The following is a 24,133-nucleotide window of genomic DNA, read 5'->3' on the forward strand; positions in this document are numbered from 1 at the left end:
TTCCCTCTGTTTTGCCGTTAGCGGCTTATGCAGGTTCGTCGTCAGTCGCCGGAAAGCGCCCGGCCCGTCGCCCCGTCGAAGAGCACCATCCCTTCGACGGGAAATGTGAGGCCGACGCTCCGGCCGATGCCGCCATCCGCGCCCAGCGCCTGCGATTGCGCCATCGAGGTCTTCACCTTGGCGAGCAGGCTGCCGAGATCGATGGTGACGATCGCGTGCTTGCCGAACGGCTCGTTGGAATAGACCTCGGCCGGCACCGCATCCGACGCGTCCGGCGCGGCGAAGCCGATGGCGTCGGGGCGCACGCCGAGCGTCACCCCTGCCCCGCTGGCCCGCTCCGCCGCCCGCGCCAGCGCGCCGGTCAGCGTCACCTTGAGCGCGCGGCGGGCGAAGACGACGGCGCCGTTCTCGCGGCTCAGCTCGCCGTCGATCAGGTTCATCGGCGGATCGCCGAGCAGCTTGGCCACCCGCGTGCTGGCAGGCTTCAGCCAGATCTCCTCCGGCGTGCCGAGCTGTTCGAGGCGGCCATGGTCGATCACCGCCACCCGGTCGCCGACCGACAGCGCCTCCATGCCGTCCGGCGTCGACCAGATGGTCGGCACCGGCAGCCCGGAGAGCCGGCGGCGAATCTCGCCGCGCAGCTTGTGGCGCAGCTTGGCGTCGAGATGCGAGATCGGCTCGTCGAGCAGGTAGAGCGAGGGCGACTGCACCAGCAGGCGGGCCAGCGCCACGCGCTGCTTCTGCCCGCCGGACAGCGCGCCGGGGAGCCGCTCGTGCAGGTGGCGGATCTCCAGGAGCTCCAGCACCTCGTCGACGCGCTTCTCGGCATCGGCGGGCGAGAGCCGGCCGCCCGGCGCCTGCAAGGGCGACAGCGCGTTGCCGCGCACGGTGAGGTGGGGATAGAGCGCGTAGCTCTCGAACATCAGCGCCACCCCGCGCTGGCCGGCCGGCACTTCGGCCATGGCCCGCCCGCCGAGCTCGACCGCTCCGGCATCCGGGCGCTCCAGCCCGGCGAGGATGCGGCAGAAGGTGGTCTTGCCGGCACCGGAAGGGCCGGTCAGCGCCAGGAGTTCGCCCGGCTTCACCTCGATGCCGATCTCGGCCAGCACCTTGTGCGGCTGCCCCTTGGACGGGAAGCTCTTGGAAATGCCGCGGGCGATCAGCCCGTTATGGGTGGACATGCGCAAGGGGGCGTTCACGGGAGCGTTCACGGGGCCACCTCCAGGTTCTTCTGGCTCGCGGCATCGAAGACGAGCAGCCGGCTGACATCGAGCGCGACCGCCACCTTGTCGCCCGCCCGCCAGTCCGACGGACCGGCGATCTCCGCCACCAGCTTGCCGCCGGTGCCGGTGCCGGCGTCGAGCATGACGGTCAGCACGTCGGCATCGCCGCGCGGCTCGCGATAGGTGATGGTGCCGCGCGCCGCCGCGCTCCCCGCCGCGTCCGGCGGCAGCAGCGTCACATGCTCGGGGCGGATGCCGGCGACGATGGCGCCGTCGGGCAGCTTGACCCGCCGCGCCGTGCTCAGCGTCACTTCCCAGCCCTCGCCGACGATGCGGTTGCCGGCATAGGCGGCCTTCATCAGGTTCATCGGCGGCTCGCCGATGAAATTGGCGACGAACAGGTTTGCCGGGCGCTCATAGAGGTCCTGCGGCGCCCCCACCTGCTGCAGCACGCCGTGATTCATCACCGCCACCCGGTCGGCCATGGCGATGGCCTCGGTCTGGTCGTGGGTGACGAGGATGGAGGTCACCTGCCGCAGCTTCTGCAGCCGCTTGATCTCGGCGCGCAGCTGTACCTTCTGGTCGGCGTCGAGATGCGACAGCGGCTCGTCGAACAGGATCACTTCCGGGTCGCGCACCAGCGCCCGGCCGATGGAGACGCGCTGCATCGCCCCGCCGGAGAGGCCGCGCACGGGCTGGTCCGCCATCTGCCGCAGCCCGAGCAGCTGCAGCACCTCGCCGATGCGCTCGGAAGCCGGCTGGCCGGAAATGCCGCGCACCTTCAGCGGGAAGCCGACATTCTCCCACACCGTCATGTTCGGGTAGAGCGCGTAATCCTCGAACACCATGGCGATGTTGCGCTCGCCGGGCGCGAGGCGCGACACCGGCTTGTCGCCGAACCAGATTTCGCCGGAGGACACGCTCTCGATGCCCGCCGCCATCTTCAGCGTCGTCGACTTGCCGCAGCCCGAAGGCCCCAGCAAAGCGAGCATCTCCCCGGCGCCACAGGCGAGGTTGAGTTCCTTTACGGCATCAACCTCCCCGTAACGCTTGAAGACCGACTCAAAGGCGATGGACGACATCCGGCACTCCAATGGCTATGCCGATGAACAATCCAAGTTCTGTGCCAAAGTGTGCTGGTGTATAGACACTCTAGCCGACAGGGCCGCGAAACCCGGTTTCGCCGTTGAACATCTGCTTAAAAAAGCAGCCAAGAGGCAGCCCTTGCCGCCAGAATGTGCGCCCGGTCGAGGCCGGATACGCCGTGCTTAGGCACCGGTCCGCGCCGCCACCCCGTCGATGATCCCGGCGAGCGCTTCCGGCGCCGAGAGGAAGGGCGAGTGGTCGCCCTCGAGGGTGAACACCGCTTCGCAGGGCGTCTCGGCGGTCATGGCGCGCTGATAGGCGAGCGGGATGGCATGGTCCTGCAGCCCCTCGACATAGAAGCGCCGCACCCGGCCGAAGCCGGCGGAGCTGAGGGCGAGCCGATCGGAGAACACCTTCGTCCGCTGCGGGGTCAGCCGCCCGGCCGCCCATTCGGCGTCTTCCGGCGCGCAGCAATTGTAGAACACCTCGCGGGCTGCCGCGGCCGGGAAGGTGGCGGCCAGTCCGTCTTCCGAGACCTGCATGCTGGCCTGCACGGAACTCGCGATGCCGAGATGGGCATGCGCGTCGAGAAAGCTGAAGCGGCTCGCCCCGTCGGTCAGCAGCAGGCCGTTCACATAGACGCAGCCCGCTAGCCGGTGGGCGCGGCGTTCGCTCGCCTGCGCGCTGACGATGCCGCCCATGGAATGGCCGACCAGCAGCACATCGTCCGGCATCTGGTCGATCGCCCAGCAGATGCGCGTCGCGTAGCTGTCGAGATCGGCGGTCTCCGGCGGCGCGTCGTCGCCGCCGCTCGCCGGCAGGTCGGGCGCCAGCACGGCGTGGCCGCGCACTTCCAGCAGCGGCAGCAGCTTCTGCCAGCACCAGGCGCCATGAAACGATCCGTGCACGAGAACGATGTTCGCCATGACGCCTCCCGAGGCTGCCTATTCCCCGCCGGGCGGCGCGGCACCGGCCAGAACCGCCCGCGTCCGCCCTGACGCCGGCAGGCCGCCGAGCCGGGCGAGATCGTCCGGCGCGTCGACATCGAAGCCGATCCCCGGCAGCGCGCCGGCCTCATGCACGAACGCGGCCACGCCGGCCTCCCGCGCCGCCGCCCGATGCGCGGCGAGGCTCCCCGGCCCGAAATGGAAGCGAACGGCATCCGGCGGCGTCGCCAGCAGCGCATTGGTGCCCTGCCCGTCATGGGCGGCGACGAGGCTCACCGCGCGGCCGGCGGGATGGGCGCCGATCAGCCGCGCCACTTCCGCCCCGGACAGGCCGGGCAGGTCGCCGGGCAGCACCAAAAGGCCGGCGGCGCCGCGCCGCACGAGGTATTGTGCCGCCCGCTCCAGCGCCGCGTTCAGCCCGGTGGCCTCGGTCTCGGCGAGCCGTTCGGCGCCGAACACGCGGGCGAGTTCTTCGGTCGCCGGCTCGGCCGAGACGATCAGCGTCCCCGCCAGTGCGTCGGCATGTTCCCGTGCCTGTCGCAGCGCCGCCAGCACGTCCTCCAGCATCGCCCGCGCCAGCCGCGCCCGCGCCTCGGCGCCCAGCGCCGGGGCGAGGCGCTGCTTGGCGAGGCCGAACGGCTTCACCGGCACCACCGCCCAGATACCGCCGGCTCCCCGCCCGGCGCTCACCGGAACAGATCCTCCTCCGGCGCGCGGATCAGCGTTGCGGCCGGGTTGTCGGCGGCGGTCCATGCCAGACCGCGCATGAGCACCACCGGCGTCGCCTCGGTCGATTGCCCCATCACCAGCGAGGCGGATGCCGCGATCTCGTCGGCATAGGCGATCATGGTGGCGCGCAGCGTGCGGCCGTAAAGGTCCGTCTCGCCGCGCCGGTCGATCATGGAAGGCAGGCCGGCGGCACCGATGGCGATGCCGGTTGTGCCGCGCCGCCACGGCCGGCCGAAGCTGTCATTGATCACGATACCCGGCGCCACGCCGCTGCGCCGCGCGATCTCCTCGCGCAGCCGCGCCGCGCTGGCGTCGGGGTCGAGCGGCAGCAGCAGCGCCACCTCGCCATCGGCGTGGCGCACATTGGACTGGTCGATGCCGGCATTGGCCATGGTCAGCCCCAGCCGGTGCTCGACGATCAGCACGTCCGGCCGGGCCCGCACCACCCGCACGGATTCAGTGAGGATCAGCTCGACGAGGCGCGGGTCCTTGCGCACCTCGCCGGCCAGCGCCAACGCCCGCTCGGATGGCGTCACGTCGGCGAGGCGGACCAGCCGCCCCTCGGCCTTGGAGACCACCTTCTGCGCCAGCACCACCACGTCGTGCGGCGCCAGCGCCAGCCCCAGCCGCGCCACCCCGTCGAGCACCAGACCGGCGAGGTCGTCGCCGGCCTCCACCATCGGGAAGTCCGGCAGCGCGCGAATATCGAGGCGCGGAGCGGTCGAGGTCATGGCTCAGCCGAAGCGGGCGCGCAGGCGCGGCAGCACCTGCTCGGCATAAAGTTCGAGGAAGCGCGGCTGGTCCTCGCCCGGCGCATGGAACACCAGATGGTCGAAGCCGAGCGCGACATAGCCGGCGATCTTCTCGACATGCTCGTCCGGATCGGTGGAGACGATCCAGCGCGACGCCGCCCGCTCGATCGGCAGCGCGTCGGCGAGCTTCTCCATCTCCAGCGGATCCTCCACCGAGTGCTTCTCCTCCGGGGAGAGCGCCAGCGCCGCCCAGTGCCTCGTATCGGCCATGGCCCGCGCCCGGTCGGTGTCGAACGAGACCTTCATCTCGATCAGCCGCTCATAGGGCCGGGCCGGCGCGTCGGAAGCTTCCAGCCCGGCCGCGACGTTGGGCAGCAGCGTCTCGGTGTAGAGTTCCCACTTCTTGCCGGAGGTGCAGATGAAGCCGTCGCCCGCCCGGCCGGCGAACTTCGCCACCTGCGGCCCGGCGCCGGCGATGTAGATCGGCACCGGCTCGGCCGGCCTGTCGTAGATCGTCGCGTTCTCGGTGCGGTAGAACTCGCCCTCGAAGCTCACCCGGTCCTCGGTCCACAGCGTGCGGATGAGACGCACCGCCTCGCGCAGCCGGGCGAAACGCTCCTTCAGCTCCGGCCAGGGCGCGCCGGTAGCCGGCACCTCGTTCAGCCCCTCGCCGGAGCCGACGCCGAGGACCACCCGGCCGGGGAACAGCTGGCCGAGCGTGCCGAAGGCCTGCGCCACCATAGAGGGGTGATGCCGGAAGGTCGGGGTGAGCACGCTGGTGCCCATGGTGATCCGCGAGGTCGCCGAGCCGAGCGCGCCGAGAAAGGCGATGGCGGCCGGCGCATGGCCGCCGGTATGGCGCCAGGGCTGGAAATGGTCGCTGATGAAGACGGAATCGAATCCCTTCCGTTCCGCGAGCACCGAGAAATCGACGAGCTGGCGCGCGTCGAACTGCTCCGCGGAGGCCTTGTAGCCGAACTTCAGCACCTTACCACTCCCTCTGGCCGGCAATTCGAATGTTCCTATTGTCCAGCACATTATTACAAATAATCATGCAATCACAATAGGCTGATTTTTCCGCAATTCGACGCAGCGGAAGGGCCGTGACGCCGGAATCGCAACGCCCTTGTCGCCGGCCGGGCGAGGCTTTATCCGGCATGGGGCAGCTTTTGGCGAGTGGGACATGAACGGGCGCGGTATTCTCATCCTTCTCGGCATCATTGCCGGGATCCTTCTATGCGCCGCGGCCTATCTCGCCGCCTCCATCGTCGCGCCGGTCGCCTTCGCGCTGTTCTTCATCGCGCTGGTCTGGCCGCTGCAGAAGGCGCTTGCCACGCGGCTGCCGCAGCTCGCGGCGCTGTTCATCAGCCTGGCGGTGAGCCTCGTCGTCATCCTGGCTTTGACCTCGATGACGGTGTGGGGCTTCGGCCGGGCGGCGCAGTGGCTGATCGCCAACGCCAACCGCTTCCAGACCCTCTACCTCTCCGGCGCCGAATGGCTGGACGGCCACGGCCTCTACGCCGCCGGCACCTTCATGGAGACCTTCAACGTCTCCTGGCTGATCCGCTTCTTCCAGGGCGTGGCGGCGCGGCTCAACGGCATGGTCGGCTTCGCCGTCGTCACCTTCATCTTCGTGCTGCTCGGCCTCCTGGAGGTGGATGTCGTCCGGCGCAAGCTCGCCGCCGGCGAGGCGGGCGAGCCCGGCCGTATCCTGCTCGCCGCTGCCGCCGACATCGCCGAGAAGTTCCGCCGCTACATGGCGGTGCGCACGGCGATGAGCGTCGCCACCGGCTTCGCGGTCTGGGCCTTCGCCGCCTTCGCCGGGCTCGACCTCGCCTTCGCCTGGGGCGTGATCGCCTTCGCGCTCAACTACATTCCGTTCATCGGCCCGCTGGTGGCGACGCTGCTGCCCACCCTGTTCGCCGTCGCGCAGTTCGAGAGCTGGCAGATGGCGGTGGCGGTGTTCGCCGGCATGAACGTCATCCAGTTCATCCTCGGCTCCTATGTCGAGCCGCGCATCGCCGGCAAGGCGCTCGCCATGTCGCCCTTCCTGGTGCTGCTGGCGGTGTTCTTCTTCGCCTTCCTCTGGGGCCTCGCCGGCGCCTTCATCGGCGTGCCGCTGACCATCGCCGCCCTCACCTTCTGCGCCCACACCACCTCCGCCCGCTGGGTCGCCCGGCTGCTCTCCGGCCGCGCGCCGGAGGCGTGACGCCCGAAGCCTGATACCCCGACGCCGTCCGACATCGAAGGAAAGGGCCTCGCATGGCCATTCGCCGCCTCAAGCGCCTCACCCTTTGGCTCTGCGTCACGCTGGTGCTGATGCTGGCGACCTTCCTCGCCACCCGCATCTGGTTCTCCCAGTCGGGCGCGCCGCTGGAGCCCTGGCACACCTATGCGCCGCGCGAGCTCTCGGTCGCGGAGATGGACCGCACCGACTGGGGCGGCTTCCTCGCCGCCGAGAACAGCGCCTTCGACGAGGTGTGGGAGAACGTCGTGCAGACGCTGCCCGAGGAGCAGCGCATCCCCTCCAACCGCTATTTCTCCGGCAGCGTCGTCTACCCGCCGCGCCTCACCCGCGACTTCAACCGCTCCTACGAGATCGTGCCCCAGGGCGAGGCCAAGGGCGCGGTGGTGCTGCTGCACGGCCTCACCGATTCGCCCTACAGCCTGCGCCACGTCGCCCGGCTCTATGCCGAGGCCGGCTGGGCGGTGGTCGCCATCCGCATGCCCGGCCACGGCACCGTGCCGGCCGGCCTCGCCGAGGCGAGCTGGGAGGACTGGCTCGCCGCCACCCGCCTCGCGGTGCGCGAGGCCCACCGCCTCGCACCCACCCAGCCGCTGCATCTGGTCGGCTTCTCCAATGGCGGCGCGCTGGCGCTGAAATATGCGCTCGATGCGCTGGACGACCCGGCGCAGGCCCGGCCGGACCGGCTGGTGCTGCTGTCGCCGATGATCGGCATCACCCGCTTCGCCCGTTTCGCCGGCCTCGCCGGGCTGCCGGCCTTCCTGCCGCGCTTCGCCAAGGCGGCGTGGCTCTCCATCCTGCCGGAGTTCAACCCGTTCAAGTACAACTCCTTCCCGGTGAACGGCGCCCGCCAGTCCTACCTGCTCACCGCGGCGCTGCAGGATTCCATCGCCCGCCGGGCGCGGGCGGGCGGGCTGAAGGACCTGCCGCCGGCACTCACCTTCCAGTCGGCGCTGGACTTCACCGTCTCCACCCGCGCGGTGGTCACCGCCTTCTACGGCCTGCTGCCGGACAATGGCAGCGAGCTGGTGCTGTTCGATCTCAACCGCAACACCAAGCTCGGCCCGCTGCTGCGCGGCTGGACCTCGGCGGCCGCGCTCGGCCGGCAGGTGCCGCCGCCGCCGCGCCGTTTCGCGCTGTCGATGATCACCAATGTCAGCCCGGACACCGGCGAAGTGCTGGAGCGCACCACCCCGGCCGGCGCCACCACGAGCACCGAGCGCCCGCTCGGCCTGTTCTATCCGCTGGACGTGTTCTCGCTCTCCCATGTCGCCCTGCCCTTCCCGGACAGCGACAATCTCTATGGCGCACAGCCGGACGGCACCGAGGATTTCGGCCTGCATCTCGGGGCGATGGCGGTGCGCGGCGAGCGTGGAGCGCTGATCGTCAGCGTCGACGCGCTGACCCGCATGTCGTCGAACCCGTTCTTTCCCTATATCGCCGAGCGCGTCGAAGGCCTGATCGCCCAGCCGCGCCGCTGAGCCTCGACGGCAGACGGCGGAAACAAAACGGCCGCGCCTCTCATGAGGCGCGGCCGTTTGCATGTGAATCCGGAAGGATCGGTCAGTTCGCGGTCGCCGCGCCGATCACCGCGCCGGTGCCGGCGCCGATGGCCGCGCCCACCGCCGCGCCCGTGCCGCCGCCGGCGATGCCGCCGATGACAGCGCCGGCGCCGCCGCCGATCAGGGCGCCGGTACCGGCCCGCTTCTCGGTGGTGGTGCAGGCGGCGAGCGAAAGAGCGACGAGAGAAATGGCGGCAACGCGGATCATGAAGGGTCCCCCAGGGTGAATCGACAACACCTTCATACCTCTGGCCGATTCAGCCAACAATAGGCGCATTCCCGAAGAATCCGGCGCCGTCGCGACGCGGCATCCCCCGTCGCGACGGCGCGTTCCGCCCGGCGGCTTCCCCTAGAGCCCTTATCGATCAGGCAGGACACCTGATCGATAAGGAAACGCCCGAGTTTCGACAGGCGCTAGGAAGCGGCGGCGTCCGCCGGCTTGTCCCGCATCACCGCCACATAGAGCGCCGGCAGGAAGATCAGCGTCAGCACGGTGGCGACCAAGAGGCCGCCCATGATGGCGAACGCCATCGGTCCCCAGAACACCGTCGGCGCGATCGGGATCATGCCGAGCACCGTCGACACCGCGGTGAGCATGATCGGCCGGAAGCGGGCGCTGGAGGCATCCAGCACCGCCTCGCGCACCTTCTTGCCGGCCGCCCGCTCGGCCTCGATCTGGCCGATCAGGATCACCGCGTTCTTGATGATCATGCCGAGCAGGGCGAGCACGCCGAGAATGGCGACGAAGCCGAGCGGCCGGTTGGACAGCAGCAGCGCCGCCACCACGCCGATCAGCCCCAGCGGCGCCACCGACAGCACGATGAACATCAGCGAGAAGCGCCGCAGCTGGAACATCAGCACGGTGAGCATGATGAACAGCATCAGCGGCACCACCGCCACCACCGAGGCCTGCGACTTGGCGCTCTCCTCCACGGTGCCGCCGGTCTCGATGCGGTAGCCGCGCGGCAGCTCGGCGTTCAGCGACGCGATCTTGGGGGCGAGCGCGCCCACCACCTCGTCGGGCAGCGTGCCCGGCGCCACGTCGGCCTGCACGGTCAGGCTCGGCACCCGGTCGCGCCGCCACACCAGCGGGTAGGACTGGGCGTAGTCGAAGGTGGCGAACTGCGACAGCGGCACGGTGCGCCCGCCGGGGATCGGCATCTGCAGCGTGCGCAGACTGTCGAGCGACAGCCGCTGCTCGTCGGTGGCGCGCAGCACCACGTTGACGAGGTAGATATCGTCGCGCAGCTGCGTCACCGGCGCGCCGGAGATCACCGTGTTCAGCACGCTGGCGATGGTCTCGGTGGAAAGCCCGAGCCGGCGCGCCTCGTCCTGGTCGACGGTGATCCGCACCTCGCGGGACGGCTCGATCCAGTCGTAGTTGACCTGCACCGCCTGCGGGTTGGAAGCCACCACCTGCGCCAGCTTGAAGGCGATGTCGCGCACCTGCGCGAGGTCGGGTCCGAGCACGCGGTACTGCACCGGCCAGCCGACCGGCGGGCCGAGCTCCAGCGGCGAGACGCGGGCCACCACGCCGGGGAACTGCTCGGCCAGCAGCTTCTCCAGCTTCGCCTGCAGGCGGATGCGCGCCGGCGTGTCCTTGGCCACCACCACCGCCTGGCCGAAGAAGTCGTTGGGCAGCTGGGCGTTGAGCGGCAGGTAGAACCGGATGGCGCCCTGCCCGACATAGCCGCTCCAGCGCTCCACGTCGGGATCGGTCTTCAGCGCCGCGTCGAGCCGCTCCATGGCGGTCTCGGTGGCGTGGATGGAGGCGTTCTGCTGCAGGGTCATGTCGACCAGCAGTTCCGGCCGGTCGGAGGACGGGAAGAACTGGCTGGGGATCAGCGGCAGCAGCAGCACCGCCACCACGAACAGCGCCACCGTCACGCCGAGCGTCACCCAGCGCGCCGCCAGCGCCGCCGAGAGGAAGCCGCGATAGAGCTTCATCACCCGCCCCGGCTCGCCTCCGGCGGCGTTCTTCGGCGGCTTCAGCAGCGCCATGCCGATCAGCGGCGCGAACAGCACCGCCACCAGCCACGACACGATGAGCGCGATCGACACCACCGCGAACAGCGAGAAGGTGTACTCGCCGGCCGAGGAGGCGGCGAAGCCGATCGGCACGAAGCCGGCGATGGTCACCAGCGTGCCGGCCAGCATGGCGAAGGCGTAGGTCTTGAAGGCATAGGTCGCCGCCACCGCCGGCTTCTCGCCGATGGCGAGCCGGTTGATGGTGGCATCCGTCGTGGTCATCGCGTCGTCGACCATCAGGGCGAGGGCGATGATCAGCGCGCCGAGCGAGATGCGCTGCATGTCGATGCCGGTGAGCTCCATGACGGAGAACACCGCCGCCAGCGTCAGCGGGATCGACAGCGCCACCACGAGTCCCGGCCGCACGCCGAGCGCGATGAAGCTCACCACCAAGATGATGGCGATCGCCTGCCACAGCGATTCCATGAACTCGGCGATGGCGTGCTGCACCGTCACCGCCTGGTCGGCGACCAGGCTGACATTGACGCCGACCGGCAGGTCGCCGGTGATGTCGGTGATCGCGGTCTTGATGTTGGCGCCGAGCCGCAGGATGTCGCCGCCGTCGCGCATGGCGATGGCGAGGCCGATGGCCGGCTCGCCATTGACGCGGAACATCGGCTGCGGCGGCTCGGCATAGCCGCGCCGCACCGTGGCGATGTCGGAGAGCCGCAGCATGCGGCCGTCGACGGCGAAGTTGATGTTGGCGATGTCGCGCTCGCTGTCGAAGGCGCCGGACACCTGCAGGGCCAGCGTCTCGTCGCCGGTCTGGATGGTGCCGGAGGGCTGCACGACGTTCTGGGCGCGCAGCGCCGCCACCAGCGCCTGCCGGTTGATGCCGAGATTGGCGAGTTCCTCCATCGAGAACTCGACGAAGATGCGCTCGTCCTGCGCGCCGAGGATGTCGATCTTGGAGACGTCCGGCACCTGCAGGAGCTTGGAGCGCACCTCCTCGACATAGTCGCGCAGCTCGCGATGGGTGAAGCCGTCGGCGGTGAAGCCGTAGATCAGCCCGAACGTGTCGCCGAACTCGTCATTGAAGCCCGGCCCGATCACGCCCTGCGGCAGCGAGCCGCGCATGTCGGCGACGCTCTTGCGCACATGGTACCAGACGTCCGGCACCTGCGCCGCCGTCGTCGCCCCCTCGAGGTCGACGAAGATGGTGGTGACTCCGGGCCGCGTATAGGAGCGCAGCCGGTCGAGATGCGGCGTCTCCTGCAGCGTGCGCTCCAGCCGCTCGGTCACCTGCTTCAGCATGTCCTCGGTGGAGGCGCCCGGCCAGCCCGCCTGCACCACCATGGTCTTGATGACGAAGGTGGGATCCTCCGCCCGCCCGAGGCGGAAATAGGAGCCGATGCCGGCGACGATCACCACCAGCATGAAGAACACGACCAGCGAGCGCTCGCGGATCGCCCATTCCGACAGATTGAACCGCATCACGAACCCGAAGCCCCCGAGGCGGACGCCGACGCGGCGCCGAGCAGCCGGACCTTCTGGCCCGGATACAGCGCCTGCACGCCGGCGGTGACCACGACGTCGCCGACCGCGAGGCCGGAGCCAATGGTCACCGTCGCCGGGTTGAACCGCGCCACCTCGACATTGCGCAGCGCCACCGTGGCGGTGGAGGGATCGACCACCCATACCGCCGGCTGGTTGTTGGCGGCGGTCAGCGCCGAGGCCGGCACCTCCATGCCCGCGCCGCTCTCGATCTCGACGCGGCCGGTCACGCTGGAGCCGAGGCGCATCGCCTCAGGCGGATTGTCGAGCCCGACCCGCACCCGGAAGGTGCGCGTCACCGGATCGGCCTGCGGCGCCACCTCGCGCACCCGGCCGGTCGCCGTCACCGCCGGATTGTCGGAGAGCGCGACGGCGATCACCGGCTCGGCCGGCACCTGCCGCAGGATCTGCGCGGAGACGTCGAACACCGCGTCGCGCCCGCCCTGCCGGGCCAGCTGGACGATCATCTGCCCGGCCTGCACCACCTCGCCCGGCTCGGCGCCGCGCGCGGTCACCACGCCGGAGGCGTCCGCCTTCAGTTCGGTGTAGCCGACATTGTCCTCGGCGATCTTCAGCTGCGCCTGCGCGTCGTCGACCTGCGCCTGCGCGGCGAGGCGGCCCTGCCGCGCCTCGTCATAGATGGCGCGGGTGGTGAAGCCGTTCTGCAGCAGCCGTTCCTGCCGGTCGAAATGGTTGGAGGCCTGCACCAGCCGGCCTTCCGCCGCCGTCAGCCCGGCCTGCGCCGAGCGCAGCGTGTTGAGCGCGTTCTGCGGGTCGAGCCGCGCGACCGTCTGCCCGGCCTTCACCTGGTCGCCGACATTGACCAGCCGCTCGATCATCCGCCCGCCGATGCGGAACGCCAGCGAGGCCTCGTCCTGCGCCTGGACGGTGCCGGAGATCGACACCGACTGGCTCGCCGGCGCTTCCGTGACCGTCACCACCCGCACCGGGCGCACCTGCGGCGGCGCCGCCGCCTCCTCCTGCGAGCAGGCCGCCGTCGCCAGCGCCAGGGCAAGTGCGAGGCTCATGCCGGGCCAGGAAATGCGGGAGGGCACGCGGCAGGATATCCGGCCGGAAGTGCGGTTCGACATGATGCTCGGTTCCTCTTGGACGCACGGCTGATTCGAAGCGCGGACCGCTGGGGCCGGCGCGGCGGGATGGTGCACGCTTTTGCAGCGCGGGCCTATACCGGGAAAAACCCTATGGTAGATCAGCACCATAAGCCATAAGCCGTTCGCAGTTGCACCATCAAGTGCATCATGATGATGTGACGGCCATACGCTTCTGGGGGAGGCAACATGCACAGCCGCCTGCGCCGCCCCGTCGCGGAAGCGACTTCCCGTCCGGCCGGCGGCACGCGGCATCCCGGATGTGGGAGCTTTTTCGGGTGGGTGTGGCGCGTGTGCGGCGAACGGCACGCCGCAAGCATCAGGCCCGGCGTCCCGTGCCGTCTGGTCACGACGCGGACCTCCCGCCCCGCCGACGAGGCAGAACGTTCGGGCTTCGGCCGCCCCGGCGGCGGAACGTGGGACGTGCCCGGCACCCGGCGACGCGTGCGCACCATGCAGAGCCGATCGCGCAGCCTCATCGCGAGTCCTGAATCCCGTCCGGCGTGTGGCACACGGCGCTCCAGCTCCGCCCCTCTCACCCGCGGCACGCCATACGTGCCCGGCAAGGCGTGGAGCGTCGGCCGGTGACGCGTCATCCTTCTCCCGACCGGAGCCGCCACCGATATGGGGGCGCCCTTCCCTTCGCGGTGCGGACGGCCGGCTTCCTGCTGCTCTGGCTGATACTGACCGACGCCGATGTCGCGAAGCTGCCGGTCGGCCTGCTCGCCGCCGGCGGCGCCGCAGGGGTCAGCCTGCGCCTGCTGCCGCCCGGCGACAGGTGGCCGGATCTGGTGCTCCTCCTGCGCCTCGGTCTCCGGCTGGCCGCCACCACCGTGGCCGGCGGCGTCGACGTGGCCCGCCGCGCCTTTTCGCCGTCGCTGCCGCTGGCGCCCGGCCTGGTCCGCTACCGCCCCGCTCTGCCGCCCGGCCCGGCGCGCGACGGCTTCCGCGCCGCGATGGGGCTGCAACCCGGCGCCCTACCCTTCGAGGCCGAGGATGGCGACGGCTGGCTGGTGCATTGCCTCGACACCGAGGCTCCCATCGCCGCCACCCTTGCCGAGGACGAGACGCGCTGGTGTCGCGCACTGCGGTCGGAGGCGACATCTTGAACGGTGCGCCCTCGGCCCGCGACCGCCGCCCCCAACGCCCCCCGCTTGGCCAACCAGCGCACGACCATGACAGCCGGGAGCGCCGCGCCGACATTCGATCCCGCCGGGGGATCGGCAGGATCGCGCTTCTCAGCATCGCTGCCGCCTTCGTCACCGCCACCGCCGGGCTCGGCCTGCTCCGGTTGCTGCGCGGACCGGCCGCTGCAGAATGTCGGCGCCTCCCGCTTTCGGGTACGCCCGGGCTCCGGACACCGCCGGCGCGATGCACGGGCGCGCCGGGCCGGCGCCGGACAACCATCTTCCCGGCCCTCGGAGCGGCAGCATGAGCGCTTTCCTCATCGCTGCCGCCGCCTTCGTCGTCGCCACTGCCGGGCTCGGCCTGCTCCGGCTGCTGCGCGGGCCGGCCGCCGTCGACCGCATGATGGCGGTGCAGCTCGCCGGCACCGCCGGCGCCGCCGTCTGCCTGCTGCTGGCAACAAGCGAGGCCAGCCCGGCGCTGGTCGATGTCGCCCTCACCCTCGCCGTGCTGGCGGCGCTCGGCACCGCCGCCATGAGCCGGAAAGGCCGCCGGAACGGCCGGGGAGACATCCCGGCGAGCGCAACGCCCGGCCGCCCGGCCGCCCCGCCCGCGCCGGGGGGCAAGCGATGATCGCCGATCTCCTCACCATCGTGCTGGTAAGCACCGGCGCGGTGTTCTTCCTTGCCGGCACGGTGGGGCTGCTGCGCTTTCCCGATCCGCTGTCGCGCCTGCACGCGCTCACCAAGGCGGATTCGCTTGGCCTCGGGCTGATCGCGCTCGGTCTGGTCCCGCAGGCCGGCAGCATCTGGATGGCGCTGAAGCTGCTGCTGGTCTGGCTGCTGGTGCTCGCCGGCAGCACCGCCGCCGGCCAGATGCTGGCCCGCCTCCACCGCGCGGAGGCCGCCGATGACTGAGCTGCTGGCGCTCACGCTCGCCCTGCCGCTGCTCGCCGGCGCGCTGTTCATCGTCGCCACGGCGTCGACCCGCGCCGCGCTGTTCGGCTTCTTCGCCTTCGGCCTGTTTCTCGCCCTCGCCTGGGTGGCGCTCGATGCCGTCGACGTCGCCCTCACCGAGGCGGCCATCGGCGGCGGCGCCACCGGGCTGTTGCTGCTGCGGCTGAACGGGCGCATGCGCCATCCGGTGTCGCTCGGCGAACCGGCGGGCCCGCGCCTGAAGATCGCCGCCGGCCTCCTCGCCGCCCTCGTCACCCTGGCGCTCGGCGCCCTGCTGCTCGCCCTGCCGGAGCCGGCGCCGAGCCTCGCCGCCGCGACCGTCGAGCCGCTGCCGACGCTCGGCATCGGCAACCCGGTCGCCGCCGTGCTCATCGCCTATCGCGCCCTCGACACGCTGCTGGAAATCGTCGTGCTGCTGATCGCCGTGGTCGGCCTGCGCGCGCTGGGCACGGATCGGGGCTGGGGCGGCCGGCCGGTGCCGTGGCCGGAAGGCGGGCCCTCGCCCGCCCTCGTCTTCCTCGCCCGCCTGCTCATCCCGGCCGGGCTCGTCTTCGCCGCCTACCTGTTCTGGGTCGGCGCCGATGCGCCGGGCGGCAAGTTCCAGGCGAGCACCCTCCTCGCCGCCCTGTGGCTGCTCGCCATCATGGCCGGGCTGGCGCCGGCACCGAGCAGCGGCGGGCGGTGGACCGGCCGCGCCCTCGCCATCGGCCCGCTCGCCTTCATCGCCGCCGGCGCCATCGGCATCGCCGCCGCCGGCAGCTTCCTCGCCTGGCCCGAACCGGTGGCCAAGCCGATGATCATCGCCGTCGAGCTGGCGCTCGCCGTCTCGATCGTCGTCGCGCTGGTCCTGCTGGTCGCCGGGCCGCCGGAGAGGGAGACCGGCCGATGAGCGCCACCCTGTTCGGCCTCGCCGGCGCCGCGCTGGTCGGAATCGGTCTTTTCGGCCTGATCGTCCACCCCACTGCCCTGCGCAAGCTGCTGGCCTTCAACCTTGTCGGTGCCGGCGTGTTCCTGGTCTTCGGCGTGGTGGCGCGACGGGCAGCGGCGGCCGGGCTGGCAGGCGATCCCGTCCCGCAAGCCATTGTGATCACTGGCATTGTCGTCGCCTTCGCCGCCACGGCGCTGGCCGCCACGCTGCTGGCGCGGCTGTCCGGGCCGGAGGAGGAGCCATGATGGTCAGCCTCCTGCCGGTCTGGGCGGTGCTGACGCCGGTCCTCGGCCTGTGCGCCCTCCTCCTCTGCGAGCGGTGGATACGACCGGAACGGGTGGCCGCCCCCTTTGTCGGCCTCTCATTATATCTTTCATTGTCAATGACTTACCAGGTCATGACGAGCCAGGCGCCGCTCGTCTACGCCCTTGGCGGCTGGCTGCCGCCACTGGGGCTGACCCTGCGCGCCGACGGCGTCGGTGTCTTCCTCATGACGCTGACCGCCCTCGTCATGACCGGCGTGGCCGTCTGCGCCTGGACACCGTCGGAGGGCGCCAGCTCGCGCGGCCGCTTCAGCTTCTGGGCGCTGCTGCTGGCGCTGTGGTCGGCACTCAACCTCGCCTTCACCGCGCAGGACCTGTTCAATTTTTTCGTGGCGCTGGAGATGCTTAGCTTCGCCGCCGTGGCGCTCGTCGCCCTCGACGGCACGCGCGGCGCGCTCGTCGCGGCGCTGCGCTACCTGCTGTTCGCCCTCGCCGGCTCGATCCTCTATCTGCTCGGCGTCGGCCTGATCTATGGCCGCTACGCGGTGCTCGACCTCGCCGGCCTGCGCGAGATCGCCCAGCCGGATACCGTCACCCTCGCCGCCCTGGCGCTGATGACGGTGGGGCTGATGGCCAAGACGGCGTTGTTCCCGCTGCATCTCTGGCTGCCCCCCGCCCATGCCGGCGCCCCGGCGCCGGCCAGCGCCATGCTGTCGGCGCTGGTGGTGAAGGCGCCATTTCTCATCATCCTCAGGCTCTGGGTGGACCTGCTGCCGCTCCCGGCCGCCGCACCGCAGCAGATCATGGCCGGGCTCGGCGCCGCCGCCATCCTGGTATGCAGCGTGATAGCGCTGCGCCAGCAACGGCTTAAGCTGATGATCGCCTATTCGACGCTGGCGCAGGTCGGCTATCTGTTCCTGATGTTCCCGCTGATGCCCGGCCCGGCCCCCTGGCAGGACATCGGCTGGACCGGCGGCCTGCTCCAGCTCGCCTCGCACGGCTTCGCCAAGGCGGCGATGTTCCTTGCCGCCGGGCTGATCTACGAGGCGCTCGGCCATGACCGGGTCGCGGAGCTGGGTGGCCTCGCCCGCCGGCAGCCCGTGACGCTCGCCGCCTTCGCCATTGCCGGCCTGTCGCTGATGGGCCTGCCGCCGAGCGGCGGCTTCATCGCCAAGCTGCTGCTGCTCACCGCCGCCGTCGAGGCCGGCGCCTGGTGGATCGCGGCGGTCATCCTCGCCGGCGGTATCCTCGCCGCCTTCTATGTGTTCCGCGCGCTCGGCCATGCCCTGGCCGATGGCGACCCGCCGGTGGCGCCGGTCGCGCTCTACCGGCAGGGCGCCGTGCTGGCGCTGGCACTGTGCGCGCTGGCGATCGGTTTCGTGCCGCTGCGCCCCTTCGCGCTGCTGGCGATCGGCCGGCCGCTCGAGGCGCTGGAGGCGCTGCCATGAACGGCGCGAGCATGAACGGTCTCCTTCTGGCGGCGAGCTTCGCCCTGCCGCTCCTCCTCGCCGTCGCGGCGTTGTGGCCGCCGATGCGCCGACACCTGCTCGCCGCGCTGCCCGCCGCCCCGCTGCCGGCGCTGGCGGCGGCCCTTCTGGCACCCGGCGGCTCGCTGATGCTGGCGCCCGATCCCCTGCGCCTGACGCTGGCGCTCGACGAGCCCGGCGCCATGCTGCTCGGCGGCAGCGCCCTGCTGTGGTGCGCCGCCGGCGCCTATGCGGCGCATTATCTCGCCGCCTCGCCGCGACGCACCACCTTCGCGGTGTGGTGGCTGCTCACCATGGCCGGCAGCCTCGGGCTCTGCCTGGTGGCGGATATGACCAGCTTCTACCTGTTCTTCACCGTCGCCAGCCTCGCCGCCTACGGCCTCGTCGCCCATGAAGCGACACCGGCGGCCGGACGCGCCAGCCTCGTCTACATGGCGCTGGCGCTGTTGGGGGAAGCCTTCCTGCTGCTGGCTTTCGTCATGCTGGCCATCGGCGCGCCGGGCATCGGCAACCCGGCCATCGCCGAGGCGGTAGCCCACCTCGCCGCGTCGCCGTTCCGCGACGCCATCCTCGTGCTGCTGGTGCTCGGCTTCGGGCTGAAGATGGGGCTGGTGCCGCTGCATGTCTGGATGCCGCTCGCCCATCCGGTGGCGCCGATGCCGGCCTCCGCCGTGCTGTCGGGCATCATCGTCAAGGCCGGCGTCATCGGCCTCATCCGCTTCCTTCCCTTCGGCGGAGGGCTCGAAGGCGGCGGCCTCGGAGGCTGGGGCGAGGCGCTGATCGGCCTCGGCCTGTTCACCGCCTTCTATGCCGTCGCCATCGGCCTGACCCAGCCGCACCCCAAGGTGGTGCTCGCCTATTCGACGGTGAGCCAGATGGGCGTGGTTGCGGCCGTCGCCGGTGCCGGCCTCGCTTCCGGCAGCCGGGCGACGCCGGTGCTCGCCGCCTTCTATGCCCTGCACCACATGCTGGTGAAGGGCGCTCTGTTCCTCGGTGTCGGGGTGACCGGCAAGGCCGGCGGACGCAGTGCCGGGCCGGTCTTCGCCGTGATGGCGGTGATGGCGCTGTCACTGGCGGGCCTGCCCTTCACCTCCGGCGCGCTGGCCAAATATGTGGTGAAGGATCTGTTCGGCGATGGCGCCGCCGCGCTCGCCGTCACCCTCTCGGCAACCGGCAGCACCCTGCTGATGCTGCATTTCCTGCGCCGCCTCGCCGGACTTGTCGCCGCCGATGCCGGAAAGCGGCCGCCGGCCGGGCTGCTGCTGCCCTTCCTCGCCATGGCCGCCGCCTCCTTCCTCGTCGTCGGGCTGCTGCTGCCCGCGACCGGCGCCAGCTATGCGGCAGCCCTCGCCCCGCAGGCGTTGTGGAAGGCCTGCTGGCCGGTGCTGCTCGGCGGCGCGCTGGCCGTGCTGCTGCACCGCTTCGCGCCCTGCCTGCCGGCGATCCCGCCGGGCGACCTCATCGTGCTCGCCGAGCGCGGATGGCCGGCGGTGCTCCGCCTGGCCGACCGGCTGGAGCGCGCCGACGAAACGCTGCGCCGCTGGCCGGTCGCCGGCGCGCTGCTGCTCCTGCTGCTGCTCGGCCTTGGTGCCGCGATGCAACTATCGGCGGGATTCCACATCCCCGGCGGTTGACGGATACCGCCCGTGCTTGAGCACCGTCCCCGGCTTCGATATCGATGGCCCTCCTGGATCGACGCGTTGGCGGATCGTCCCGCCGGCGAACGGGGCAGCGTTACGAGTATGCAGATCGGACGAGCCAGAACCATGCGGCAGGCGGCAGGGATCACCGCCCGGCTGCTCGCCGTCGCCGTCGCCGGTCTGCTGCTCGCCGGCTGCTCCAGCCGGCCGGTCGGCGTGCTTTCGCCGGTCGTCGAGACCGCACCGGACGCGACCAAGGTCGACATGCTGGTCGCCACCACCCGCGCGCCCTCCGACGATCCGGCCATATTGTTCACCGGCGAGCGCGGCCGGCAGGTGGCGCTGACCTCCTTCGTGGTGTCGATCCCGCCCGACCAGAACCGCCGGGTCGGCGAAGTGCAGTGGCCGCGCCGGCTGCCGCCCAACCCGCAGACCGACTTCGCCACGCTCGAGGCGAAGCCGCTCGACGGCCTCAAGGCGTCGCGCAGTTGGCTGCATCAGCACCTGTCGCCCAGCCGGCGGGTGTTGATCTTCGTGCACGGCTTCAACAACCGCTTCGAGGACGCAGTCTACCGCTTCGCGCAGATCTCCCACGATTCCAAGGCCGACGCGACGCCGGTGCTGTTCACCTGGCCCTCGCGCGCCCGGGTGTTCGACTATCTGTTCGACCGCGAGAGCACCATCTATTCGCGCGACGCCTTCGAGGAGACTGTCTGGGAGATCGCCAACGACCCGGAGGTGAAGGACGTCACCATCATGGCGCATTCCATGGGAGCCTGGCTCGCCATGGAGGGCCTGCGGCAGATGTCGATCCGCCGCGGCAAGCTGCCGCCGAAGATCACCGACGTGATCCTCGCCTCGCCGGATGTCGATGTCGACGTGTTCGCCTCGCAATGGCGCGCGCTGCATCACCCGACGGCGCGCTTCACCGTGTTCACCTCGCAGGACGACCGCGCGCTGCAGGTCTCTCGGCGCATCGCCGGCAGCGTCGACCGGCTCGGCCAGATCAATCCGAGCGACTATTACGCCGAGCTGGAAAAGGCCGGCATCACCGTGGTGGACCTGACGGCTATGCGCTCCGGCGACGTGCTCAACCATGGCCGCTTCGCCGAGTCGCCGGAAGTGGTGCGGCTGATCGGCACCCGCCTCGTCGCCGGCCAGACCGTGACGGATTCCAACATAAGCTTGGGCGACCGCATCGGCGCCGCCGCCATGGGCGTCGGCCAGACGGTGGGCAGCGCTGCCAGTGTCGCCATCAGCGCGCCGATCGCCATCTTCGATCCGGAAACCCGTCGTACCTACGAGGCACAGGTCGACCAGTTCGGCCAGGTAATCAAGAACACCGGCGGCAACCCCGCCCGACAATAGGCCGTGCGGAACGGCCGGGCGCCCACAAGCGCCCGGCCGGACAGTCTCAACGGAGCCGTCGGCTCACCAGCTGCGTACCCAACGGCCCGGCTCGTAGACCCAGGCACCGCGCCGCAGCACCCAGCGCGGGCCGACATAGGTGAAGCCGCGCCGGTTCGGCTCCCAATAGCCCGGCTGCCACACCCAGCCCGGGCCGCGACGCCAGTTCCAGTGGCCCGGCACCCAGGTATAGCCGCGACGCGGAGGCGGCCGCCGCTCGCGGCGCGGCGGGGGCGGCGGCGCCATCGGGCGGGCCTGCGCCTCGGCCTCGCTCGCGGTGCCCAGCGCCAGCGGCGCCAGTGCGGCGGCCGAGAACAGGCCGGCAAGAAGCGAACGTCGATTGATCATCATGTCATCCCTGCATCGAGGCCCCCGGCTCGCCCTTGGCGGGCCCGGAGGCTAAAGCCCATCGCCCGCCAAGGGCGGGTCATGGAGAGAAAGCCCATCGCCCGCGCTCAGCGGGCCATGAAGCCGATGACCACAGCATTGATGATATCGATGAAGAAGGCGGAAACGAGCGGCAGCACGATGAAGGCACGCGTTGCCGGTCCATGCGCCTTGGTCACCGCCGTCATGTTGGCGATGGCGGTCGGGGTCGCGCCGAGGCTGATGCCGGTGAAGCCGGAGGAGATCACCGCCGCCTCGTAATTCTTCCCCATCGCCGGGAAGACGACGAAGATGATGTAGGCGACCGCCGCCACCGTCTGCACCGCAAGTACGATGACGAGGCTGAGGCCGAGCCCGTCCAGCGTCCACAGCTGCATGCTCATCAGCGACATTGCCAGGAAGATGTTGAGCGACAGGTCGGAGATCAGCGCCAGCGCACGGGTGCGCGTGGGCCAGGCGACATGCGGCACCACGCGCGGCACGATATTGGTGAGCAGGATGCCGACCAGCAGGCAGATGACGAATAGGGGCAGTTTGAGCGCCACCTCTTCCATCAGTTCCTCGACGCCGAAGCCGATGAGGATGGCAATGTTCATCACCAGTATGGTGCGCAGCAGGCTGACATGGGTCACCTCGTCACGCGGCGTCCCCTCTTCCTTCTGCGGCACACCGATCAACAGCTCGTCCGTCGGCGGACCGTGCAGCTTGTAGCGGCCGATCAGGTACTTGGCGATCGGACCGCCGGCGAGGCTCGCCACCACCAGCCCGAGCGTCGCCACGGCGATGCCGACCTCCATCGCATTGGCGAGGCCGAAGCGCTGGGCGATCAGCGGTGCCCAGGCGATGGTGGTGCCGTGGCCGCCGATCAGCGAGGCCGAGCCGAGGAACACGGTGACGCCTTCGGGCAGGCCCAGCAGGGCGACGCTGCCGGCGGCGATCAGGTTCTGGATGACGAGATAACTCACCGTGAGCGCCAGCAGGATCAGCAGCGGCCGCCCGCCCGAGATCAGGTCGCTGAGCCGCGCATTGAGGCCGATGCCGGTGAAGAAATACAGCAGCAGCATGTCGCGCGCCGCCAGCGAGAACACGATCTCGGTGTCGAAGAAGCTATAGGCGATCAGCGTCGCCAGCGCGGCCAGCAGGCCACCGGTCACCGCCTCGGGAATGTTGAAACGGCGTAGCGGCTCGAACGCCTTGTTGATGCCGGAGCCGGCGAAGAACACCAGGATGGAGATGGTGAAGGTAAGCAGGCCGGAAATCTGAATCGTCGACATCAGTCCTCACGCATGCTGGCGGCATCGCCGCCCGATCAGAACGATCCGACCGCCGAGCCCAGCACGATCACCGCGACCAGTGCCACGACGGCACCGACGATACCAACCATGACGATGTCGAGATAGCTCTCGCGATGAGTCGTGCCGCAGACCGCCAGCAACGTTACCACCGCACCATTATGCGGCAAGCTGTCCAGCGTGCCGGAGCCGATCACCGCCACGCGGTGCATCAGCGCCGGGTCGAGCCCGGTCTGGCCGGCGATCTGCATGAAGGTCGGGCCGAGCGCATCGAGCGCGATGGTCAGGCCGCCGGAGGCCGAGCCGGTCAGCGCGGCGAGGATGTTGGTGGCCACCGCCAGCGACACCAGCGGGCCGCCCTCGATGCCGAGCACCCATTCGCGCACCAGCTCGAAGGCCGGCAGCGCCGCGACCACGGCGCCGAAGCCGACCAGGCTGGCGACGCTGAACACCGGCAGCACCGAGGCGTTGGCGCCGGCATCGATGGTGGCGCGCAGCCCCGGCAGCCGTCGCCAGTTGATGGCGAGCGCGGTGAGGATGGCGGCGGTGAGCGCCACCGCCACCGACCAAACGCCGCCGACCGCCGCCAGCGAGGTCTCGCCCCAGCGCGGCTCGGCGAGATAGGCGGTGTCGAGATTGGGCAGCACCGCCATCGACATGATGAGGTTGACCACCACCACGACGATCAGCGGCAGCGCCGCCAGCGCGATCGGCGGGTTGGCATAGGCATGCACGCCGTTATGGATCTCGGCGGGATCGAACTCGCGCGCGGTGGTGGCGCGTTCGCGCACCAGCGGATCCTCCGCGGCGGCATCGACCGGCGCCGGCTCGTCGACGCCGAAGCCCTCGCCGGCAAGGCGCGCCCTGGCCTCGGCGCGCCGCAGCCACCACAGGCCGAAGCCGAGCATGATCACCGACGCGAGAATGCCGAGCCCCGGCGCCGCGAAGGGCGTGGTGCCGAAGAACGGCATCGGAATGGCGTTCTGGATCGAGGGGGTGCCGGGCAGCGCCGACATGGTGAAGGTGGAGGTGCCGAGCGCGATGGCCGCCGGCATCAGCCGGCGCGGCACCCCGGCGGCGCGGAACAGCGCGAGGCCCATCGGCGCCAGCACGAAGAAGGCGACGAACAGGCTGACGCCGCCATAGGTGACGAAGGCGCCGGCCAGCACGACGGCGAGCACTGCCCGCTCGGCGCCGAGCTTCTCGGTCATGAAATTGGCGATGGCGGTGACGGAACCGCTGTCGTCCATGATCTTGCCGAACAGCGCGCCGAGCAGGAACAGCGGGAAGAACTGCGCCACGAAGCGCGCCGCGCTGCCCATGAAGGTCTGCGTCCAATGCGCGAGCAGCGGCTCGCCGGCGAAGGCGGCGGCGACCAGCGCGGCGATCGGCGCCAGCAGCAGCACCGACCAGCCGCGGAAGGCCAGCGCGATGAGGAGGCCGAGGCCGACGAGAATTCCGAGGAGCCCCATC

The 24,133-nt window shown here is 70.7% G+C and carries 22 protein-coding genes; 10 read left to right on the plus strand and 12 right to left on the minus strand.

Annotated features, from left to right (window positions below; genetic code table 11):
- Nucleotides 1-41: 41 nt before the first annotated feature.
- The 6 genes from KHC28_RS22620 to fgd form a co-directional block, all read right to left on the minus strand.
- Nucleotides 42-1,211, minus strand: a complete 1,170-nt coding sequence (locus KHC28_RS22620) for an ABC transporter ATP-binding protein (protein ID WP_312893313.1) — start codon at nt 1,209-1,211, stop codon at nt 42-44.
- Nucleotides 1,208-2,305 (minus strand): ABC transporter ATP-binding protein, encoded by a 1,098-nt coding sequence (locus KHC28_RS22625; protein WP_214010610.1) that lies wholly within the window; start codon nt 2,303-2,305, stop codon nt 1,208-1,210. Before KHC28_RS22625 ends, KHC28_RS22620 begins: the two co-directional genes overlap by 4 nt.
- Nucleotides 2,306-2,491: 186 nt before the next feature.
- Nucleotides 2,492-3,235 carry an alpha/beta fold hydrolase gene (locus KHC28_RS22630; RefSeq protein ID WP_214010611.1) on the minus strand — a complete coding sequence of 248 codons (744 nt, stop codon included), beginning with the start codon at nt 3,233-3,235 and terminating at the stop codon, nt 2,492-2,494.
- A gap of 18 nt (nt 3,236-3,253) precedes the next feature.
- Nucleotides 3,254-3,946, minus strand: a complete 693-nt coding sequence (gene cofC / locus KHC28_RS22635; protein WP_312893314.1) for a 2-phospho-L-lactate guanylyltransferase — start codon at nt 3,944-3,946, stop codon at nt 3,254-3,256.
- Nucleotides 3,943-4,716, minus strand: a complete 774-nt coding sequence (gene cofE, locus KHC28_RS22640) for a coenzyme F420-0:L-glutamate ligase (RefSeq protein ID WP_214010613.1) — start codon at nt 4,714-4,716, stop codon at nt 3,943-3,945. The genes cofC and cofE overlap by 4 nt, the downstream gene beginning before the upstream one ends.
- 3 nt (nt 4,717-4,719) lie before the next feature.
- Nucleotides 4,720-5,724: a glucose-6-phosphate dehydrogenase (coenzyme-F420) gene (fgd, locus tag KHC28_RS22645; protein ID WP_214010614.1), complete on the minus strand. Its 1,005-nt coding sequence runs from the start codon at nt 5,722-5,724 to the stop codon at nt 4,720-4,722.
- Between the two features lie 196 nt (nt 5,725-5,920).
- Here fgd and KHC28_RS22650 point away from each other — a divergent pair, with 196 nt between their 5' ends.
- Nucleotides 5,921-6,946 carry an AI-2E family transporter gene (locus KHC28_RS22650; RefSeq protein ID WP_214010615.1) on the plus strand — a complete coding sequence of 342 codons (1,026 nt, stop codon included), beginning with the start codon at nt 5,921-5,923 and terminating at the stop codon, nt 6,944-6,946.
- A gap of 53 nt (nt 6,947-6,999) precedes the next feature.
- The gene (locus KHC28_RS22655) at nt 7,000-8,463 is read left to right on the plus strand and encodes an alpha/beta hydrolase (RefSeq protein WP_214010616.1); all 1,464 of its coding nucleotides are present in this window, start codon (nt 7,000-7,002) and stop codon (nt 8,461-8,463) included.
- An 82-nt stretch (nt 8,464-8,545) separates the two neighbouring features.
- Here KHC28_RS22655 and KHC28_RS22660 read toward each other — a convergent pair whose 3' ends face one another.
- The 3 genes from KHC28_RS22660 to KHC28_RS22670 all read right to left on the minus strand — a co-directional run bounded on the left by KHC28_RS22660 (nt 8,546) and on the right by KHC28_RS22670 (nt 13,157).
- Complete coding sequence (locus tag KHC28_RS22660) at nt 8,546-8,752, minus strand: YMGG-like glycine zipper-containing protein (protein ID WP_214010617.1); 207 nt, start codon at nt 8,750-8,752, stop codon at nt 8,546-8,548.
- Nucleotides 8,753-8,958: 206 nt separating this feature from the next.
- The gene (locus tag KHC28_RS22665; protein ID WP_214010896.1) at nt 8,959-12,006 is read right to left on the minus strand and encodes an efflux RND transporter permease subunit; all 3,048 of its coding nucleotides are present in this window, start codon (nt 12,004-12,006) and stop codon (nt 8,959-8,961) included.
- Nucleotides 12,006-13,157 carry an efflux RND transporter periplasmic adaptor subunit gene (locus KHC28_RS22670; protein WP_246565108.1) on the minus strand — a complete coding sequence of 384 codons (1,152 nt, stop codon included), beginning with the start codon at nt 13,155-13,157 and terminating at the stop codon, nt 12,006-12,008. The genes KHC28_RS22665 and KHC28_RS22670 overlap by 1 nt, the downstream gene beginning before the upstream one ends.
- Nucleotides 13,158-13,759: 602 nt before the next feature.
- On the opposite strand from KHC28_RS22670, the gene KHC28_RS22675 reads away from it, so the two are divergent.
- The 8 genes from KHC28_RS22675 (at nt 13,760) to KHC28_RS22710 (ending at nt 20,942) form a co-directional block, all read left to right on the plus strand.
- Nucleotides 13,760-14,284, plus strand: coding sequence for a Na+/H+ antiporter subunit E (locus tag KHC28_RS22675; protein ID WP_214010618.1), 525 nt, complete (start codon nt 13,760-13,762; stop codon nt 14,282-14,284).
- 322 nt (nt 14,285-14,606) lie between these two features.
- Nucleotides 14,607-14,933 (plus strand): monovalent cation/H+ antiporter complex subunit F, encoded by a 327-nt coding sequence (locus tag KHC28_RS22680; protein ID WP_214010619.1) that lies wholly within the window; start codon nt 14,607-14,609, stop codon nt 14,931-14,933.
- Nucleotides 14,930-15,217 carry a monovalent cation/H(+) antiporter subunit G gene (locus KHC28_RS22685; protein WP_214010620.1) on the plus strand — a complete coding sequence of 96 codons (288 nt, stop codon included), beginning with the start codon at nt 14,930-14,932 and terminating at the stop codon, nt 15,215-15,217. The genes KHC28_RS22680 and KHC28_RS22685 overlap by 4 nt, the downstream gene beginning before the upstream one ends.
- Nucleotides 15,210-16,145 (plus strand): hydrogenase subunit MbhD domain-containing protein, encoded by a 936-nt coding sequence (locus KHC28_RS22690; RefSeq protein ID WP_214010621.1) that lies wholly within the window; start codon nt 15,210-15,212, stop codon nt 16,143-16,145. Before KHC28_RS22685 ends, KHC28_RS22690 begins: the two co-directional genes overlap by 8 nt.
- The gene (locus KHC28_RS22695; protein WP_214010622.1) at nt 16,142-16,429 is read left to right on the plus strand and encodes an NADH-quinone oxidoreductase subunit K; all 288 of its coding nucleotides are present in this window, start codon (nt 16,142-16,144) and stop codon (nt 16,427-16,429) included. The genes KHC28_RS22690 and KHC28_RS22695 overlap by 4 nt, the downstream gene beginning before the upstream one ends.
- On the plus strand, nt 16,426-17,895 hold the full coding sequence (locus KHC28_RS22700; RefSeq protein WP_214010623.1) for a complex I subunit 5 family protein: 1,470 nt from the start codon (nt 16,426-16,428) through the stop codon (nt 17,893-17,895). Before KHC28_RS22695 ends, KHC28_RS22700 begins: the two co-directional genes overlap by 4 nt.
- The gene (locus tag KHC28_RS22705; RefSeq protein ID WP_214010624.1) at nt 17,892-19,568 is read left to right on the plus strand and encodes a complex I subunit 5 family protein; all 1,677 of its coding nucleotides are present in this window, start codon (nt 17,892-17,894) and stop codon (nt 19,566-19,568) included. The genes KHC28_RS22700 and KHC28_RS22705 overlap by 4 nt, the downstream gene beginning before the upstream one ends.
- Nucleotides 19,569-19,700: 132 nt before the next feature.
- The gene (locus KHC28_RS22710; protein ID WP_214010625.1) at nt 19,701-20,942 is read left to right on the plus strand and encodes an alpha/beta hydrolase; all 1,242 of its coding nucleotides are present in this window, start codon (nt 19,701-19,703) and stop codon (nt 20,940-20,942) included.
- A gap of 63 nt (nt 20,943-21,005) precedes the next feature.
- Here the strand turns inward: KHC28_RS22710 and KHC28_RS22715 are convergent, their stop codons facing one another.
- The 3 genes from KHC28_RS22715 to KHC28_RS22725 form a co-directional block, all read right to left on the minus strand.
- Nucleotides 21,006-21,329, minus strand: a complete 324-nt coding sequence (locus KHC28_RS22715; RefSeq protein ID WP_214010626.1) for a YXWGXW repeat-containing protein — start codon at nt 21,327-21,329, stop codon at nt 21,006-21,008.
- Between the two features lie 107 nt (nt 21,330-21,436).
- On the minus strand, nt 21,437-22,642 hold the full coding sequence (gene gltS / locus KHC28_RS22720; RefSeq protein ID WP_214010627.1) for a sodium/glutamate symporter: 1,206 nt from the start codon (nt 22,640-22,642) through the stop codon (nt 21,437-21,439).
- Between the two features lie 35 nt (nt 22,643-22,677).
- Nucleotides 22,678-24,132 carry a GntP family permease gene (locus tag KHC28_RS22725; RefSeq protein WP_214010628.1) on the minus strand — a complete coding sequence of 485 codons (1,455 nt, stop codon included), beginning with the start codon at nt 24,130-24,132 and terminating at the stop codon, nt 22,678-22,680.
- Nucleotide 24,133 lies beyond the last annotated feature (1 nt).

This window comes from Ancylobacter sonchi, assembly GCF_018390695.1.
GTDB lineage: Bacteria > Pseudomonadota > Alphaproteobacteria > Rhizobiales > Xanthobacteraceae > Ancylobacter > Ancylobacter sonchi.

Coding starts and splice junctions, on each gene's coding strand:
- KHC28_RS22680 (WP_214010619.1), top strand. CDS start 14,607: ATGAGCGCTTTCCTCATCGCTGCCGCCGCCTTCGTCGTCGCCACTGCC.
- KHC28_RS22715 (WP_214010626.1), bottom strand. CDS start 21,329: ATGATCAATCGACGTTCGCTTCTTGCCGGCCTGTTCTCGGCCGCCGCA.
- KHC28_RS22655 (WP_214010616.1), top strand. CDS start 7,000: ATGGCCATTCGCCGCCTCAAGCGCCTCACCCTTTGGCTCTGCGTCACG.
- cofE (WP_214010613.1), bottom strand. CDS start 4,716: ATGACCTCGACCGCTCCGCGCCTCGATATTCGCGCGCTGCCGGACTTC.
- KHC28_RS22665 (WP_214010896.1), bottom strand. CDS start 12,006: ATGCGGTTCAATCTGTCGGAATGGGCGATCCGCGAGCGCTCGCTGGTC.
- KHC28_RS22660 (WP_214010617.1), bottom strand. CDS start 8,752: ATGATCCGCGTTGCCGCCATTTCTCTCGTCGCTCTTTCGCTCGCCGCC.
- KHC28_RS22725 (WP_214010628.1), bottom strand. CDS start 24,132: ATGGGGCTCCTCGGAATTCTCGTCGGCCTCGGCCTCCTCATCGCGCTG.
- KHC28_RS22670 (WP_246565108.1), bottom strand. CDS start 13,157: ATGTCGAACCGCACTTCCGGCCGGATATCCTGCCGCGTGCCCTCCCGC.
- KHC28_RS22625 (WP_214010610.1), bottom strand. CDS start 2,305: ATGTCGTCCATCGCCTTTGAGTCGGTCTTCAAGCGTTACGGGGAGGTT.
- KHC28_RS22690 (WP_214010621.1), top strand. CDS start 15,210: ATGACTGAGCTGCTGGCGCTCACGCTCGCCCTGCCGCTGCTCGCCGGC.
- KHC28_RS22685 (WP_214010620.1), top strand. CDS start 14,930: ATGATCGCCGATCTCCTCACCATCGTGCTGGTAAGCACCGGCGCGGTG.
- gltS (WP_214010627.1), bottom strand. CDS start 22,642: ATGTCGACGATTCAGATTTCCGGCCTGCTTACCTTCACCATCTCCATC.
- KHC28_RS22630 (WP_214010611.1), bottom strand. CDS start 3,235: ATGGCGAACATCGTTCTCGTGCACGGATCGTTTCATGGCGCCTGGTGC.
- KHC28_RS22705 (WP_214010624.1), top strand. CDS start 17,892: ATGAACGGCGCGAGCATGAACGGTCTCCTTCTGGCGGCGAGCTTCGCC.
- KHC28_RS22710 (WP_214010625.1), top strand. CDS start 19,701: ATGCGGCAGGCGGCAGGGATCACCGCCCGGCTGCTCGCCGTCGCCGTC.
- KHC28_RS22700 (WP_214010623.1), top strand. CDS start 16,426: ATGATGGTCAGCCTCCTGCCGGTCTGGGCGGTGCTGACGCCGGTCCTC.
- KHC28_RS22650 (WP_214010615.1), top strand. CDS start 5,921: ATGAACGGGCGCGGTATTCTCATCCTTCTCGGCATCATTGCCGGGATC.
- KHC28_RS22695 (WP_214010622.1), top strand. CDS start 16,142: ATGAGCGCCACCCTGTTCGGCCTCGCCGGCGCCGCGCTGGTCGGAATC.